Genomic DNA, 13,230 nt, shown 5'->3' with positions numbered 1-13,230 from the left:
TCGTATCTATTTGATGAGGAGGATAAAAGATGAGCAACCCTTCCAATCATCATGAAAAAGACAAAAGTGATTTAAACAAGTTCGGTTATGCCCAAGAACTGCTGCGCAGTATGGGCGGATTTTCCAATTTTGCGATTTCATTCTCCATCATTTCCATTCTCACTGGCGCTGTATCGTTATACGGCCACGGATTAACCTATGGCGGTGCGGGCATGATGGGCTTTGGCTGGCCGATTGTCGCCCTTTTTGTCATGTTCGTAGCAGCAGTCATGGCTGAGCTTGCTTCGGCCATTCCGACGGCTGGTGCCTTGTACCACTGGGCAGCTATTTTGAAAAACAAACGCTGGGGCTGGTACACCGCCTGGATCAATCTGATCGGCCAAATCGGGATTGTGGCTGGTATCGATTATTCAGTAGCCCTATTCGCCGATCCTCTCATCGCGAGTGTATTCGGTTATGAATCCAGCAATACAACCGTGTTGATTTGTTTCACGATCATATTACTCACGCATGGCATTCTGAATCATATCGGGATTCGTATCGTTTCTAAGCTGAATGATTTCTCGGCATGGTACCATATCGCTGTGGTGGCGGTGCTGGTTTTGTCACTTGCCTTTTTCACCAAAGGCAATTTGAATCCTGTCGATTATTTGTTCAAAGTGGGCGAAACTTTTTCGGATAAACCGTATATGTTTGCTTTTCTGATCGGACTTTTGCAAGCGCAGTGGACATTTACGGGATATGATGCCTCTGCTCATACCATTGAAGAGACCATTAACCCTCGTGTGCGTGCGCCTTGGGGCATTTTCACATCCGTTGCCTACTCGTTTGTCATTGGATTCGTTATGCTTGCTTTTGTCACCTTGTCCATTAAGGATGCCGGTGCTGCTGCCGGTTCAAGCAATGCGTTCATCTATGTCATCAGCCAAGCGCTTGGCGGTACATTCGGCTCCGTTATTCTATGGTTGGTCACTGCCGCGATGTGGTTCTGCGGTCTAGCTTCTATCACTTCCTTCTCACGTATGATGTATGCCTTCTCTCGTGACAAAGGGATGCCGATGAGCAACCAATGGGCACAAATTTCGAAGAAATACCGTACACCTGCTAAAGCCATTTGGCTGGCTATTATTCTTTCGTTCCTGCTCGCTTTCATTGACTACATCATCAAAACGGTGAATCCGGATGCGACTTACACGACGATTGCGTTCCTAACTGGGGTCAGTGTTGTGGGCTTATATGTGGCTTACGGCATACCAATCTATCTCAAACTCAGAGCTAAAGCGGAAGGCAGATTTCAAGATAAGCATCTCGGACCGTGGAATCTCGGGAAATACAGCACGTTCATTTCTGTCGTCGCGCTTCTGTGGATCATCTTCATCTGCATCGTCATGGTAATTCCTCCGAATCAAATGGCCGGTTATGCCGTTGCTGGGATGCTGATTCTTCTAGTCATTATGGATTTAGCTTATTACAAAAATCACTTCCCTGGGCCACAGGCCGCACTTAACACTTCCATGGAAGAAATCGTTCGCCGAGAAAAAGAACTTGAAGAAACTTCCTCTGTTTAACATTTGCTAGATTTGGGCATCCTTTTACTAGAGCTTGCGATTCTAGTAAAGAGGTGCCTTTTTATATGCAGAAATCTTGGTTAGTATCGATCATTTGTATGTCCATTATAAGCATTATTTTTGGTTGGGTTCGTCATGCCGATGCGCAAGGTGAGCAAGAAGCACTCCATTTATTGAATACAGTTAAGCCGTACATGACGAGTGAGAATCAAATAACCTTCAAGTATACAGGCTATTACGGAACGTGCAGTGGTGTGGCTCAGGATATGCTGCAAACTGGGAAGAAACTGTCCCACGCTTTTGGAATTCCTCAGGCAGAAGTGTTGAGTGAATCCAATTCACATCCGACCTATACAGCCAAATCTGAGGTTGTGCCCGGAGCGGTCGTCACCGTAACAGTTGCAAGTCCACAGGGACAAAATGCCTGCTATGTCGTCTTGCGATTAGACGCTTCTCATGAAGCTGAACGGTCGGAGTTGGTTAAGTGGCAGGAGCAAGCAGGCGAGCAATTGAAGAAGCTTGGTATAAATGGCCAATGGAATGTTATGGTGCAAGGTTATGTAAATGGGCAAGAACAGTCTGGTCAAATGAGTTCCATGGAAATCGTAAATGCTATAACTCTAGCTTTTAAAGGCAAAATCTTAGAAAACTACAAGGATCAGAATACGGTAAGTGCGTCATTGGCTTCTAAGGAGTTCCATTCTTTTGTTAAGAGTGGTATCCAAGAGGTGAATCTGCAGGTAGCTTTGCATAAGGAGTCTACGACTGGCAAGTTGCGACTAACCGTAGGTACTCCGATCATAACAATGGAATACTAAAGAATAGAGTCTTGAGGTGCAGTTTAATGCTGCATCTTTTTTGTTTCAAGATTTGGGTCAGATCAAAATTAATAGATTATCTCAGGTTTAATAGATTAATAGATTGGTTAGAATGAGTAACAAATGCAGTTGAATAACAAATACATAAGAAAGAAAGCAAGGAGGTGATCTTAACATGCTGAAGAAAGCCAATCAAAAGAAGCCGATCCTGCCATCCAATAATCCCGTTATTATAAATAATCGCTATTGTTTCCTGATGTGGGCAAAAACGGGTAATAAACGGTATCTGAATATACTCCGAGGAGTGGGACTATGACAACGATAACAAAGCCGGTCATCCCTCATATAATTGCAGAATCGATAGAAAGCCTCCGTAGTGAGGGATGGGGAGATGACGATTTCTTTAACTTTTCGCAATATGATGAAGAGTCCCCGGAAGCTCGTATTTTATTTCACTTCTTTCGAAACAATCGCGCAACGTTTGCAGCTGCCATTGTCAACAGTTATGTAGTTCATAACGTATAATGGAAACTAAAGCAGCCGAGTGAACAAAATTATAATGCCTTTGTTTTCGGATTACTAAACATTAATCGGTTTGACGATTGCTTTTAAAAGGTGAGTATAAAGAACACGTGCTTAAGCAGCAGGTGTTTTTTTGTTATAAGGATTTATTATAAAGGAGATGTTATAAGAGTAGGTTAGAATCAACCTTAGAAACTTTTTTGAAATTGGAAAAATAAAACATTGCTATGTGTTTGTAATCCATGTTATATTATCACTCCGGCCGCAAGACAGGCTGGTGAAAGTAACTAGAAAAAAACTAGTTGCAAAATAAAAATCAGTATGGTATATTACTTCTCGCTGCTTCGGTAACACGGCAGTGAACGAAAGAAATTGATCTTTGAAAACTGAACAACGAGTGAGTAAGCACGAACGAGAAATCGTTCAAAAAGAGATTGCAAAATCTCGCTAGCAAGTCAATGAGCATTTCAGCTTTCAGATATACGGACAAGCAATTGTCCACTATTATGGAGAGTTTGATCCTGGCTCAGGACGAACGCTGGCGGCGTGCCTAATACATGCAAGTCGAGCGGATTTATCCTTCGGGATAAGTTAGCGGCGGACGGGTGAGTAACACGTAGGTAACCTGCCTATAAGACTGGGATAACTATCGGAAACGATAGCTAAGACCGGATAATTGGTTTTCTCGCATGAGAGAATTATGAAACACGGAGCAATCTGTGGCTTATAGATGGGCCTGCGGCGCATTAGCTAGTTGGTAGGGTAACGGCCTACCAAGGCGACGATGCGTAGCCGACCTGAGAGGGTGAACGGCCACACTGGGACTGAGACACGGCCCAGACTCCTACGGGAGGCAGCAGTAGGGAATCTTCCGCAATGGACGCAAGTCTGACGGAGCAACGCCGCGTGAGTGATGAAGGTTTTCGGATCGTAAAGCTCTGTTGCCCTAGACGAACAGCAAGGAGAGTAACTGCTCTTTGTGTGACGGTATAGGAGAAGAAAGCCCCGGCTAACTACGTGCCAGCAGCCGCGGTAATACGTAGGGGGCAAGCGTTGTCCGGAATTATTGGGCGTAAAGCGCGCGCAGGCGGTCAATTAAGTTGGGTGTTTAAGCCCGGGGCTCAACCCCGGTTCGCATCCAAAACTGGTTGACTTGAGTGTAGGAGAGGAAAGTGGAATTCCACGTGTAGCGGTGAAATGCGTAGAGATGTGGAGGAACACCAGTGGCGAAGGCGACTTTCTGGCCTATAACTGACGCTGAGGCGCGAAAGCGTGGGGAGCAAACAGGATTAGATACCCTGGTAGTCCACGCCGTAAACGATGCATACTAGGTGTTGGGGATTCGATTCCTCGGTGCCGAAGTTAACACAGTAAGTATGCCGCCTGGGGAGTACGCTCGCAAGAGTGAAACTCAAAGGAATTGACGGGGACCCGCACAAGCAGTGGAGTATGTGGTTTAATTCGAAGCAACGCGAAGAACCTTACCAGGTCTTGACATCCCGATGTAACACCTAGAGATAGGTGCCCTCTTCGGAGCATTGGAGACAGGTGGTGCATGGTTGTCGTCAGCTCGTGTCGTGAGATGTTGGGTTAAGTCCCGCAACGAGCGCAACCCTTGATCTTAGTTGCCAGCACTGTGGGTGGGCACTCTAAGATGACTGCCGGTGACAAACCGGAGGAAGGTGGGGATGACGTCAAATCATCATGCCCCTTATGACCTGGGCTACACACGTACTACAATGGTCGGTACAACGGGAAGCGAAGCCGCGAGGTGGAGCCAATCCTTATAAGCCGATCTCAGTTCGGATTGCAGGCTGCAACTCGCCTGCATGAAGTCGGAATTGCTAGTAATCGCGGATCAGCATGCCGCGGTGAATACGTTCCCGGGTCTTGTACACACCGCCCGTCACACCACGAGAGTTTACAACACCCGAAGTCGGTGGGGTAACCCGCAAGGGAGCCAGCCGCCGAAGGTGGGGTAGATGATTGGGGTGAAGTCGTAACAAGGTAGCCGTATCGGAAGGTGCGGCTGGATCACCTCCTTTCTATGGAGACTCGGTCTTGATAAGATCAGTCAAGTGATATATAGGGATCTTTGATCGTAGATCAAAGTCTCTCATTGTTCACACAAATCGCTTATTCACTCGTGTTCAGTTTTGAAAGAGCAATCTTTCAAAAGCATTACAGTTGTTCCTTGAAAACTAGATAACGAAACAAAACGTAAAGTAAGAACTTAGGTTGCTTGATTCTAACGAATCTTGCAAAAATCTTTAAAGTTTTTTCAGCTTAGGAGAGACTTTAGCTAACGCTAAAGATCCCTATAAATGGTTAAGCTAGAAAGAGCACACGGAGGATGCCTAGGCACTAGGAGCCGAAGAAGGACGTGGCGAACGACGAAATGCCTCGGGGAGCCGTAAGCAGGCTTTGATCCGGGGATGTCCGAATGGGGGAACCCAGCTGTGGTAATGCGCAGTTACCATGCAGTGAATACATAGCTGCATTGGAGGCATACCCAGGGAACTGAAACATCTAAGTACCTGGAGGAAAAGAAAACAAAAGTGATTCCGTCAGTAGCGGCGAGCGAAAGCGGAATAGCCCAAACCAAGGAGCTTGCTCCTTGGGGTTGTAGGACCTCGTTGTGGGGTTAGTTCGGTAGGCGAAGTGATCTGGAAAGGTCCGGCATAGAAGGTAAAAGCCCTGTAGCCAAAATCGAACGAAACCCCTAGAGGTATCCTGAGTACGGCGGGTCACGTGAAACCCCGTCGGAATCCGGCAGGACCATCTGCCAAGGCTAAATACTCCCTAGTGACCGATAGTGAAGCAGTACCGTGAGGGAAAGGTGAAAAGCACCGCGGAAGCGGAGTGAAAAAGAACCTGAAACCGTGTGCTTACAAGAAGTCAGAGCCCTCTATATGGGTGATGGCGTGCCTTTTGTAGAATGAACCGGCGAGTTACGTTCCCGTGCGAGGTTAAGTTGAAAAGACGGAGCCGCAGCGAAAGCGAGTCTGAATAGGGCGCTTTAGTACGTGGACGTAGACCCGAAACCGTGTGATCTACCCCTGTCCAGGGTGAAGGTGAGGTAACACTCACTGGAGGCCCGAACCCACGCATGTTGAAAAATGCGGGGATGAGGTGGGGGTAGCGGAGAAATTCCAATCGAACTCGGAGATAGCTGGTTCTCCCCGAAATAGCTTTAGGGCTAGCCTCGGATGTTGAGTTGTGGAGGTAAAGCACTGATTGGGTGCGGGGCCCGCCAAGGGTTACCAAGTCCAGTCAAACTCTGAATGCCACAAACTTAAATCCGGGAGTCAGACAGTGAGTGCTAAGATCCATTGTCAAAAGGGAAACAGCCCAGACCATCAGCTAAGGTCCCCAAGTGTGTGTTAAGTGGGAAAGGATGTGGAGTTGCACAGACAACCAGGATGTTGGCTTAGAAGCAGCCACCATTGAAAGAGTGCGTAATAGCTCACTGGTCGAGTGACTCTGCGCCGAAAATGTAACGGGGCTAAACACGCCACCGAAGCTATGGCTTGCACTTTAGTGCATGGGTAGGGGAGCGTTGTATGTACGTTGAATTCTGACCGTAAGGACAGGTGGAGCGCATACAAGTGAGAATGCCGGTATAAGTAACGAAAAGATCAGTGAGAATCTGATCCGCCGAAAACCTAAGGGTTCCTGAGGAAGGCTCGTCCGCTCAGGGTAAGTCGGGACCTAAGGCGAGGCCGAAAGGCGTAGTCGATGGACAACAGGTGGAAATTCCTGTACCACCGTAGCCGTTATGAGCGATGGAGTGACGCAGAAGGATAGTGACGCGAGCTGATGGATGCTCGTCCAAGCAGTGAGGCTGATGTGTAGGCAAATCCGCACATCGTAAGGCTGGGCTGTGATGGGGAGGGAAATTTAAGTACCGAAGGTCATGAGTTCACACTGCCAAGAAAAGCTTCTAGCCAGGCGAAGGTGCCCGTACCGCAAACCGACACAGGTGGGTGAGAAGAGAATTCTAAGGCGCGCGGAAGAACTCTCGTTAAGGAACTCGGCAAAATGACCCCGTAACTTCGGGAGAAGGGGTGCCTCGGTAGGGTGAATAGCCCGAGGGGGCCGCAGTGAAAAGGCCCAAGCGACTGTTTAGCAAAAACACAGGTCTGTGCGAAGCCGCAAGGCGAAGTATACGGGCTGACGCCTGCCCGGTGCTGGAAGGTTAAGAGGAGTGGTTAGGGACCTCGGTTCCGAAGCTATGAATTGAAGCCCCAGTAAACGGCGGCCGTAACTATAACGGTCCTAAGGTAGCGAAATTCCTTGTCAGGTAAATTCTGACCCGCACGAATGGCGTAACGACTTGGGCGCTGTCTCAACGAGAGATCCGGTGAAATTTTAATACCTGTGAAGATGCAGGTTACCCGCGACAAGACGGAAAGACCCCATGGAGCTTTACTGCAGCTTGATATTGGACTTTGGTACGATCTGTACAGGATAGGTGGGAGCCTTTGAAGCCTGAGCGCCAGCTTGGGTGGAGGCATCGTTGGGATACCACCCTGATCGTATCGGAGTTCTAACCTGGTACCGTGATCCGGTATGGGGACAGTGTCAGGTGGGCAGTTTGACTGGGGCGGTCGCCTCCTAAAATGTAACGGAGGCGTTTAAAGGTTCCCTCAGAATGGTTGGAAATCATTCGCAGAGTGCAAAGGCATAAGGGAGCTTGACTGCGAGACCTACAAGTCGAGCAGGGACGAAAGTCGGACTTAGTGATCCGGTGGTACCGAATGGAAGGGCCATCGCTCAACGGATAAAAGCTACCCTGGGGATAACAGGCTTATCTCCCCCAAGAGTCCACATCGACGGGGAGGTTTGGCACCTCGATGTCGGCTCATCGCATCCTGGGGCTGAAGTAGGTCCCAAGGGTTGGGCTGTTCGCCCATTAAAGCGGTACGCGAGCTGGGTTCAGAACGTCGTGAGACAGTTCGGTCCCTATCTGTCGCGGGCGTAGGAAATTTGAGAGGAGCTGTCCTTAGTACGAGAGGACCGGGATGGACGTACCGCTGGTGTACCAGTTGTCTCGCCAGAGGCATCGCTGGGTAGCTATGTACGGAGGGGATAAGCGCTGAAAGCATCTAAGCGCGAAGCCCCCCTCAAGATGAGATTTCCCAGTATGTAAGACCCCTTGTAGACGACGAGGTTGATAGGTTCGAGGTGGAAGTGCAGCAATGCATGCAGCTGACGAATACTAATCGGTCGAGGGCTTAACCAATAAACCTAAAATTCTAACTTTACGCAAGTTTCGTATCTAGTTTTCAAGGCGCAAACCACGCTTTGACTGTTTGGTGATGATGGCGGAGGGGACCCACGCGTTCCCATCTCGAACACGACCGTTAAGCCCTCCAGCGTCGATGGTACTTGAACCGCAGGGTTCTGGGAGAGTAGAACGTTGCCAAGCAGAATACCCCTAGTGGGTATTTTTTTTGCCGCCCTGTACACTGTTTTACACATTAGGGCCCTTAGCTCAGCTGGTTAGAGCGCACCCCTGATAAGGGTGAGGTCGGTGGTTCGAGTCCACTAGGGCCCACCAATTAACTTCATAGTTAGTATCGGGGTCCACGGAAATTTTTTGGGGTAATATAGGGATCTTTGATGAAATCAGTCTCACTAATATGGGGCCATAGCTCAGCTGGGAGAGCGCCTGCCTTGCAAGCAGGAGGTCAGCGGTTCGATCCCGCTTGGCTCCACCATTTTCCCTGATAGCTCAGTTGGTAGAGCACTCGACTGTTAATCGAGTTGTCACAGGTTCGAGTCCTGTTCGGGGAGTCAAACCCCCAAGAAGTGAAGTGATGCTTTGTAGCATATTCCTATTACTTTTTGGGGGCCCCAATAAACACATTCGTGGAGAAGTGTCCGAGCGGCCGAAGGAGCACGATTGGAAATCGTGTAGGCGTCACAAGCGTCTCGAGGGTTCGAATCCCTCCTTCTCCGTTTCTTTAGATAAAGGAAAGACAATATGGCGGCGTAGCTCAGCTGGCTAGAGCGTACGGTTCATACCCGTAAGGTCGGGGGTTCGAGCCCCTCTGCCGCTACTGATAAATTGGAGAGATACCCAAGTGGCTATAAGGGGACCCTCTGCTAAGGGGTTAGACTGCGTAAGTGGTGCGAGGGTTCGAATCCCTCTCTCTCCGTAGGTAAATTTTTTAAGTTTGGCCCGTTGGTCAAGTGGTTAAGACACCTCCCTTTCACGGAGGTAACAGGGGTTCGAGTCCCCTACGGGTCACCAATAATCTTCATATCCCATGGAGGCTTAGCTCAGCTGGGAGAGCATCTGCCTTACAAGCAGAGGGTCGGCGGTTCGATCCCGTCAGCCTCCACCATATTTTAATATCTGGCTAGTCATGTCGCGGGGTGGAGCAGCCCGGTAGCTCGTCGGGCTCATAACCCGAAGGCCGCAGGTTCAAATCCTGCCCCCGCAACCAAACTCTTTACTGAGTGTTGTTTTCATAGTGTGGAGCTGTGGTGTAGTGGCCTAACATGCCTGCCTGTCACGCAGGAGACCGCGGGTTCGAATCCCGTCAGCTCCGCCATTTTTTATGAATGAATATGCCGTTGTAGCTCAACTGGTAGAGCAACTGACTTGTAATCAGTAGGTTGGGGGTTCAAGTCCTCTCGACGGCACCACAATTCCCAAAAAAGTGAAGATAAGCTTTATAGCAACGCTAATACTTTTTTTGGGCTCGGTAAGGCTTTATATGTGGAGGCTTAGTGAAGTGGCTAAACACGGCAGACTGTAAATCTGCTCTCTTCGAGTTCGGTGGTTCGAATCCATCAGCCTCCATCCAATCTACGTTGGGGATTAGCCAAGCGGTAAGGCAACGGACTTTGACTCCGTCATGCCAAGGTTCAAATCCTTGATCCCCAGTTCTTCACTTGAGTCATTAGCTCAGTTGGTAGAGCACCTGACTTTTAATCAGGGTGTCGTAGGTTCGAATCCTACATGACTCACCATATATAGGGATCTTTAGGCGTAGACTAAAGTCTCTCAGATTGCCTTATTTACAACATGCGCGTATGGCGGAATTGGCAGACGCACTAGACTTAGGATCTAGCGGGCGACCGTGGGGGTTCAAGTCCCTCTACGCGCATCAAATCCTCAGCAGTATTCATACTCCTGGAGGTACCCATGCGGAAGTGGCTCAGCGGTAGAGCATCGCCTTGCCAAGGCGAGGGTCGCGGGTTCGATCCCCGTCTTCCGCTCCATTTAATTAAGCGCCCTTAGCTCAGCTGGATAGAGTATTTGACTACGAATCAAAAGGTCGGGAGTTCGAATCTCTCAGGGCGCGCCATTTTTTATTAGAAATACATATTACTTTCGGGACGTAGCTCAGCTTGGTAGAGCACCTGCTTTGGGAGCAGGGGGTCGCATGTTCAAATCGTGTCGTCCCGATAAACACGCGGGCGTAGTTTAATGGTAGAACTTCAGCCTTCCAAGCTGATCGCGCGGGTTCGATTCCCGCCGCCCGCTTCACAGAAAAAGATCACCTTCGGGTGGTCTTTTTCGTTTGTACAGGAACTCTGTGAACTCAAATTTTAATTTGGAGTGCCCCCATCACCGGTGATGTCATAGAACTATGCCTCGATGATAACCTGCATCTGAATTACATTAGCTCCGTATAATTTAATAAATAGAAATGAGGAATCCTCTGCTGTAGCATGTAACCCTTGAGATAAACCTCTTTCATGGTAAATTTAATGGAGAAGTGATACAAGTAATGCATGTGAACCGATGTTCAGGGGTTGTGACGCTTGTCACCGGATCGGAATAGGTTAATTAATTTACATACATAAAGGAGTACAAAACCCATGATGCTAAATAAAAGAAATAAACTAGTTGAAGTGAGCAGAACGCTAGCTAAGGTTGCAATAGGCGAAGTATTTTCCGATGTAGTCATTAAGAATGGAACACTCGTCAATGTGTATTCTGGTGAATTAATTGAGCATATGGATGTTGCTGTTGCTGCTGGGAGAATTGCCTATGTAGGGAATGCAGACCATACCATTGGGGCTCAAACGGTCATTATCGATGCCACAGGGAAGTATATGTCTCCAGGCTTATTAGATGGTCATATGCATGTTGAAAGCACTATGCTTTCCGTTACCGAGTTTGCCAAAGCGGCATTAGCCAAAGGAACAACGGGGATTTTTATGGACCCACATGAAATTGCCAATGTGTTTGGAACAGAAGGTGTAAGGCTGATGCACGAAGAGGGGCAGCAGCTGCCTCTTAAAGTTTTTACGACTTTCCCATCCTGCGTACCAGCGACTAACGGCTTGGAAGATGCAGGTGCAAGCTTAGAAGTAACCGATATTAAAGAGGGATTGCAGTGGGACAACGTGGTCGGACTAGGCGAAGTCATGAATTTTCCTGGTGTCGTTTACGGTGATCCGAAAATGTGCGGGGAGATTGAAGAAACAATCAAGAGTGGTAAAACGGTCACAGGACATTTTCCGAGTGATGATGATCGTATGCTGCAGGCTTATATGGCATCGGGCGTGACATCTGATCATGAAACCGTAACTAGGGAACAAGGTCTTCACAAAGTCCGCATGGGGATGCACCTTATGATTCGTGAAGGTTCGGCCTGGCATGATGTCAAAGAGGTCATTAAGGTGGTAACCGAAGATAAGGTCAACACGGCCAATATTTCGCTCGTCACGGATGATGTAAGTCCGCAAACGTTGGTGGAGAAAGGGCATCTCAATCATGTGGTTTGCCGCGCAATCGAAGAGGGTGTCGACCCTGTAACTGCGATTCAAATGGTAACGATTAATGTGGCCCGTTATTTTAAAATGGAGCAAGATTTGGGCAGTATTACTCCCGGTAAATATGCTGACATTTTATTACTGGATGATTTACAGAAGGTCGAGCCTTCCACGGTCATTACCGACGGTCAAGTTGTTTTTGATAATGGCAAGCTTACGGTTGATTTCCCCGATTTCGTCTATCCCGAACACATCCGTAATTCCATGAACGTTAAGCGCGAGCTTACGGCAGAGGACTTCAAGCTTGTAAGTCGAAGTAATCAGGATAAGACGCAAGTCAATGTCATCCGCATTATTGAAAACAGTGCAAGAACAGAGAAAATGACTGCAGCTCTAGGTGTTGAAGAAGGGATCATCCAACCAGATGTAGAGCAGGATATTATCCGTCTCGCCTGTATCGAGCGACACCGTGGAACGGGTCAAATTTCACTTGGTTTTACGCATGGCTTTCAATTGAAGGCGGGTGCAGTAGCATCTACAGTGGCGCATGACAGTCATAATCTAATTGTTATGGGGATTAATGAACAGGATATGGCTTTGGCTGCTAATGAGCTTGTCAAAATGGGAGGCGGTATGATTGTTGTAGAGAACAGTAAAGTGCTGGCTCAAGTACCGATGACCATCGCAGGCCTCATGTCAGATAAATCATTGCTTGAAGTCGTTAAAGAGGTTGCTGAGCTCGAGAAAGCGTGGAAACAAATTGGCTGTCCGTTGAACGCCCCGTTTATGACATTCTCATTAATTGCCTTACCCGTTATTCCAGAAATTCGGATTTCAAACCGAGGGGTTGTCGATGTAACGCAGTTCAAGCTAATTGAAGTGGAAATTGGTTAAGTGGGACGAAATAAATAGGTCCAAAAGGACGTCCTCCTCTTTTTGGAAGGATGACGTTCGGCGCGGGAGGTTTGGATGGTTTGCGGGAGGCCGGAATCGAGCTCTGCTTCCATCCCGACTGTTATTCCGGCTTCCTCGAGCATAGGCAGATCAAGGGTGGTGGCCACCTCATCACGAATCTGATGTAACAATACTAATTGCTGTTCAAATTCGTCTACACGCTTGGAGAGCACCATGTTCTCTTGCTTTAGCTTTTTTATAAGCTCATATAATAATTTCATGGTGAGCTTCGGTTTATCTGATTGCTCATTTTCTTCGTTAGTACAAGTGGGAGACAGCAGCAACATCAACTCTTCATCACTGATTACCTTGTTTGACACCGTACAGCCTCCTTAAATTAATGAATCTCACTAAGCTGCCCATCCGTAAAAAGATAATCTTTGGAAAGAAGTGAATGCATAATGTTCCGGCTGCAGTCGATGTACTGTGGGTAAACAACTTGGATAGATTCCTCTTCTTGAATGGGATAGGTAATGATTTTATTCTTTTTGATTATATCTATAAAAAGATGAAACATGATGGAGATAATTAACAATCCAGTTACGCATAGCTCTAAGTTTTGAATCATAAATTAGTCCTCCTATGAATCTTTTTTCATAGATTAACGGATTTGAACTAAAATGTCGCTC

At 47.7% G+C, this 13,230-nt stretch carries 7 protein-coding genes, 19 tRNA genes and 3 rRNA genes; 27 read left to right on the top strand and 2 right to left on the bottom strand.

All coding sequences use genetic code 11. The features are described from left to right. Positions 1 to 29 precede the first annotated feature (29 nt). The 27 genes from QFZ80_RS29845 to ade all read left to right on the top strand — a co-directional run bounded on the left by QFZ80_RS29845 (position 30) and on the right by ade (position 12,541). Positions 30 to 1,568 carry an amino acid permease gene (locus QFZ80_RS29845; protein ID WP_307552125.1) on the top strand — a complete coding sequence of 513 codons (1,539 nt, stop codon included), beginning with the start codon at positions 30 to 32 and terminating at the stop codon, positions 1,566 to 1,568. A gap of 65 nt (positions 1,569 to 1,633) precedes the next feature. After that, positions 1,634 to 2,386 carry a YwmB family TATA-box binding protein gene (locus QFZ80_RS29840; protein WP_307562337.1) on the top strand — a complete coding sequence of 251 codons (753 nt, stop codon included), beginning with the start codon at positions 1,634 to 1,636 and terminating at the stop codon, positions 2,384 to 2,386. Positions 2,387 to 2,561: 175 nt separating this feature from the next. Then, positions 2,562 to 2,702: a hypothetical protein gene (locus tag QFZ80_RS29835; protein WP_307552129.1), complete on the top strand. Its 141-nt coding sequence runs from the start codon at positions 2,562 to 2,564 to the stop codon at positions 2,700 to 2,702. Then, the gene (locus QFZ80_RS29830; protein WP_307552131.1) at positions 2,699 to 2,911 is read left to right on the top strand and encodes a hypothetical protein; all 213 of its coding nucleotides are present in this window, start codon (positions 2,699 to 2,701) and stop codon (positions 2,909 to 2,911) included. The genes QFZ80_RS29835 and QFZ80_RS29830 overlap by 4 nt, the downstream gene beginning before the upstream one ends. A gap of 500 nt (positions 2,912 to 3,411) precedes the next feature. Continuing rightward, positions 3,412 to 4,953, top strand: a 16S ribosomal RNA gene (locus tag QFZ80_RS29825). 281 nt (positions 4,954 to 5,234) lie between these two features. Next, positions 5,235 to 8,153, top strand: a 23S ribosomal RNA gene (locus QFZ80_RS29820). 69 nt (positions 8,154 to 8,222) lie between these two features. Next, positions 8,223 to 8,339 (top strand): 5S ribosomal RNA (gene rrf, locus QFZ80_RS29815). Together the 16S, 23S and 5S rRNA genes with 19 tRNA genes alongside form the textbook arrangement of a ribosomal RNA operon. A gap of 55 nt (positions 8,340 to 8,394) precedes the next feature. Then, positions 8,395 to 8,471, top strand: a tRNA-Ile gene (locus tag QFZ80_RS29810). Between the two features lie 84 nt (positions 8,472 to 8,555). Then, a tRNA-Ala gene (locus QFZ80_RS29805) sits at positions 8,556 to 8,631 on the top strand. Positions 8,632 to 8,634: 3 nt separating this feature from the next. Next, positions 8,635 to 8,707, top strand: a tRNA-Asn gene (locus QFZ80_RS29800). A gap of 77 nt (positions 8,708 to 8,784) precedes the next feature. After that, positions 8,785 to 8,872: transfer RNA gene (locus QFZ80_RS29795), tRNA-Ser, on the top strand. Between the two features lie 27 nt (positions 8,873 to 8,899). Then, positions 8,900 to 8,973 (top strand) — tRNA-Met (locus tag QFZ80_RS29790). 10 nt (positions 8,974 to 8,983) lie between these two features. Then, positions 8,984 to 9,072 (top strand) — tRNA-Ser (locus QFZ80_RS29785). A 20-nt stretch (positions 9,073 to 9,092) separates the two neighbouring features. After that, positions 9,093 to 9,167, top strand: a tRNA-Glu gene (locus tag QFZ80_RS29780). A gap of 18 nt (positions 9,168 to 9,185) precedes the next feature. After that, positions 9,186 to 9,261, top strand: a tRNA-Val gene (locus QFZ80_RS29775). 25 nt (positions 9,262 to 9,286) lie between these two features. Next, positions 9,287 to 9,363, top strand: a tRNA-Met gene (locus tag QFZ80_RS29770). A 31-nt stretch (positions 9,364 to 9,394) separates the two neighbouring features. Then, positions 9,395 to 9,471, top strand: a tRNA-Asp gene (locus tag QFZ80_RS29765). A gap of 18 nt (positions 9,472 to 9,489) precedes the next feature. Beyond that, a tRNA-Thr gene (locus QFZ80_RS29760) sits at positions 9,490 to 9,565 on the top strand. 75 nt (positions 9,566 to 9,640) lie between these two features. Further along, positions 9,641 to 9,722, top strand: a tRNA-Tyr gene (locus tag QFZ80_RS29755). 12 nt (positions 9,723 to 9,734) lie between these two features. After that, positions 9,735 to 9,806: transfer RNA gene (locus tag QFZ80_RS29750), tRNA-Gln, on the top strand. 10 nt (positions 9,807 to 9,816) lie between these two features. Next, positions 9,817 to 9,892: transfer RNA gene (locus tag QFZ80_RS29745), tRNA-Lys, on the top strand. A gap of 57 nt (positions 9,893 to 9,949) precedes the next feature. Beyond that, positions 9,950 to 10,029, top strand: a tRNA-Leu gene (locus QFZ80_RS29740). 40 nt (positions 10,030 to 10,069) lie between these two features. After that, positions 10,070 to 10,144, top strand: a tRNA-Gly gene (locus QFZ80_RS29735). A gap of 9 nt (positions 10,145 to 10,153) precedes the next feature. Next, positions 10,154 to 10,230, top strand: a tRNA-Arg gene (locus QFZ80_RS29730). A 27-nt stretch (positions 10,231 to 10,257) separates the two neighbouring features. Further along, positions 10,258 to 10,331: transfer RNA gene (locus QFZ80_RS29725), tRNA-Pro, on the top strand. Positions 10,332 to 10,338: 7 nt separating this feature from the next. Beyond that, a tRNA-Gly gene (locus tag QFZ80_RS29720) sits at positions 10,339 to 10,409 on the top strand. Positions 10,410 to 10,747: 338 nt separating this feature from the next. After that, positions 10,748 to 12,541: an adenine deaminase gene (gene ade, locus QFZ80_RS29715; RefSeq protein ID WP_307552133.1), complete on the top strand. Its 1,794-nt coding sequence runs from the start codon at positions 10,748 to 10,750 to the stop codon at positions 12,539 to 12,541. Here the strand turns inward: ade and QFZ80_RS29710 are convergent. Both QFZ80_RS29710 and QFZ80_RS29705 read right to left on the bottom strand, forming a co-directional pair. Next, entirely contained in the window at positions 12,538 to 12,921 is a 384-nt protein-coding gene (locus tag QFZ80_RS29710; protein ID WP_307552134.1) for a hypothetical protein, read from the bottom strand. The genes ade and QFZ80_RS29710 overlap by 4 nt on opposite strands. Before the next feature lie 17 nt (positions 12,922 to 12,938). Then, complete coding sequence (locus tag QFZ80_RS29705) at positions 12,939 to 13,169, bottom strand: hypothetical protein (RefSeq protein WP_307552135.1); 231 nt, start codon at positions 13,167 to 13,169, stop codon at positions 12,939 to 12,941. Positions 13,170 to 13,230 lie beyond the last annotated feature (61 nt).

This window comes from Paenibacillus sp. V4I7 (assembly GCF_030817275.1).
Classification (GTDB): domain Bacteria; phylum Bacillota; class Bacilli; order Paenibacillales; family NBRC-103111; genus Paenibacillus_E.
Note: the sequence above shows the minus strand (reverse complement) of the source record. Positions and strands in the feature narration are given on the sequence as shown.

Excerpts from the sequence above, each read along its gene's own strand:
- QFZ80_RS29845 (WP_307552125.1), top strand. The coding sequence starts at position 30 with ATGAGCAACCCTTCCAATCATCATGAAAAAGACAAAAGTGATTTAAAC.
- QFZ80_RS29840 (WP_307562337.1), top strand. The coding sequence starts at position 1,634 with ATGCAGAAATCTTGGTTAGTATCGATCATTTGTATGTCCATTATAAGC.
- QFZ80_RS29835 (WP_307552129.1), top strand. The coding sequence starts at position 2,562 with ATGCTGAAGAAAGCCAATCAAAAGAAGCCGATCCTGCCATCCAATAAT.
- QFZ80_RS29830 (WP_307552131.1), top strand. The coding sequence starts at position 2,699 with ATGACAACGATAACAAAGCCGGTCATCCCTCATATAATTGCAGAATCG.
- ade (WP_307552133.1), top strand. The coding sequence starts at position 10,748 with ATGATGCTAAATAAAAGAAATAAACTAGTTGAAGTGAGCAGAACGCTA.
- QFZ80_RS29705 (WP_307552135.1), bottom strand. The coding sequence starts at position 13,169 with ATGATTCAAAACTTAGAGCTATGCGTAACTGGATTGTTAATTATCTCC.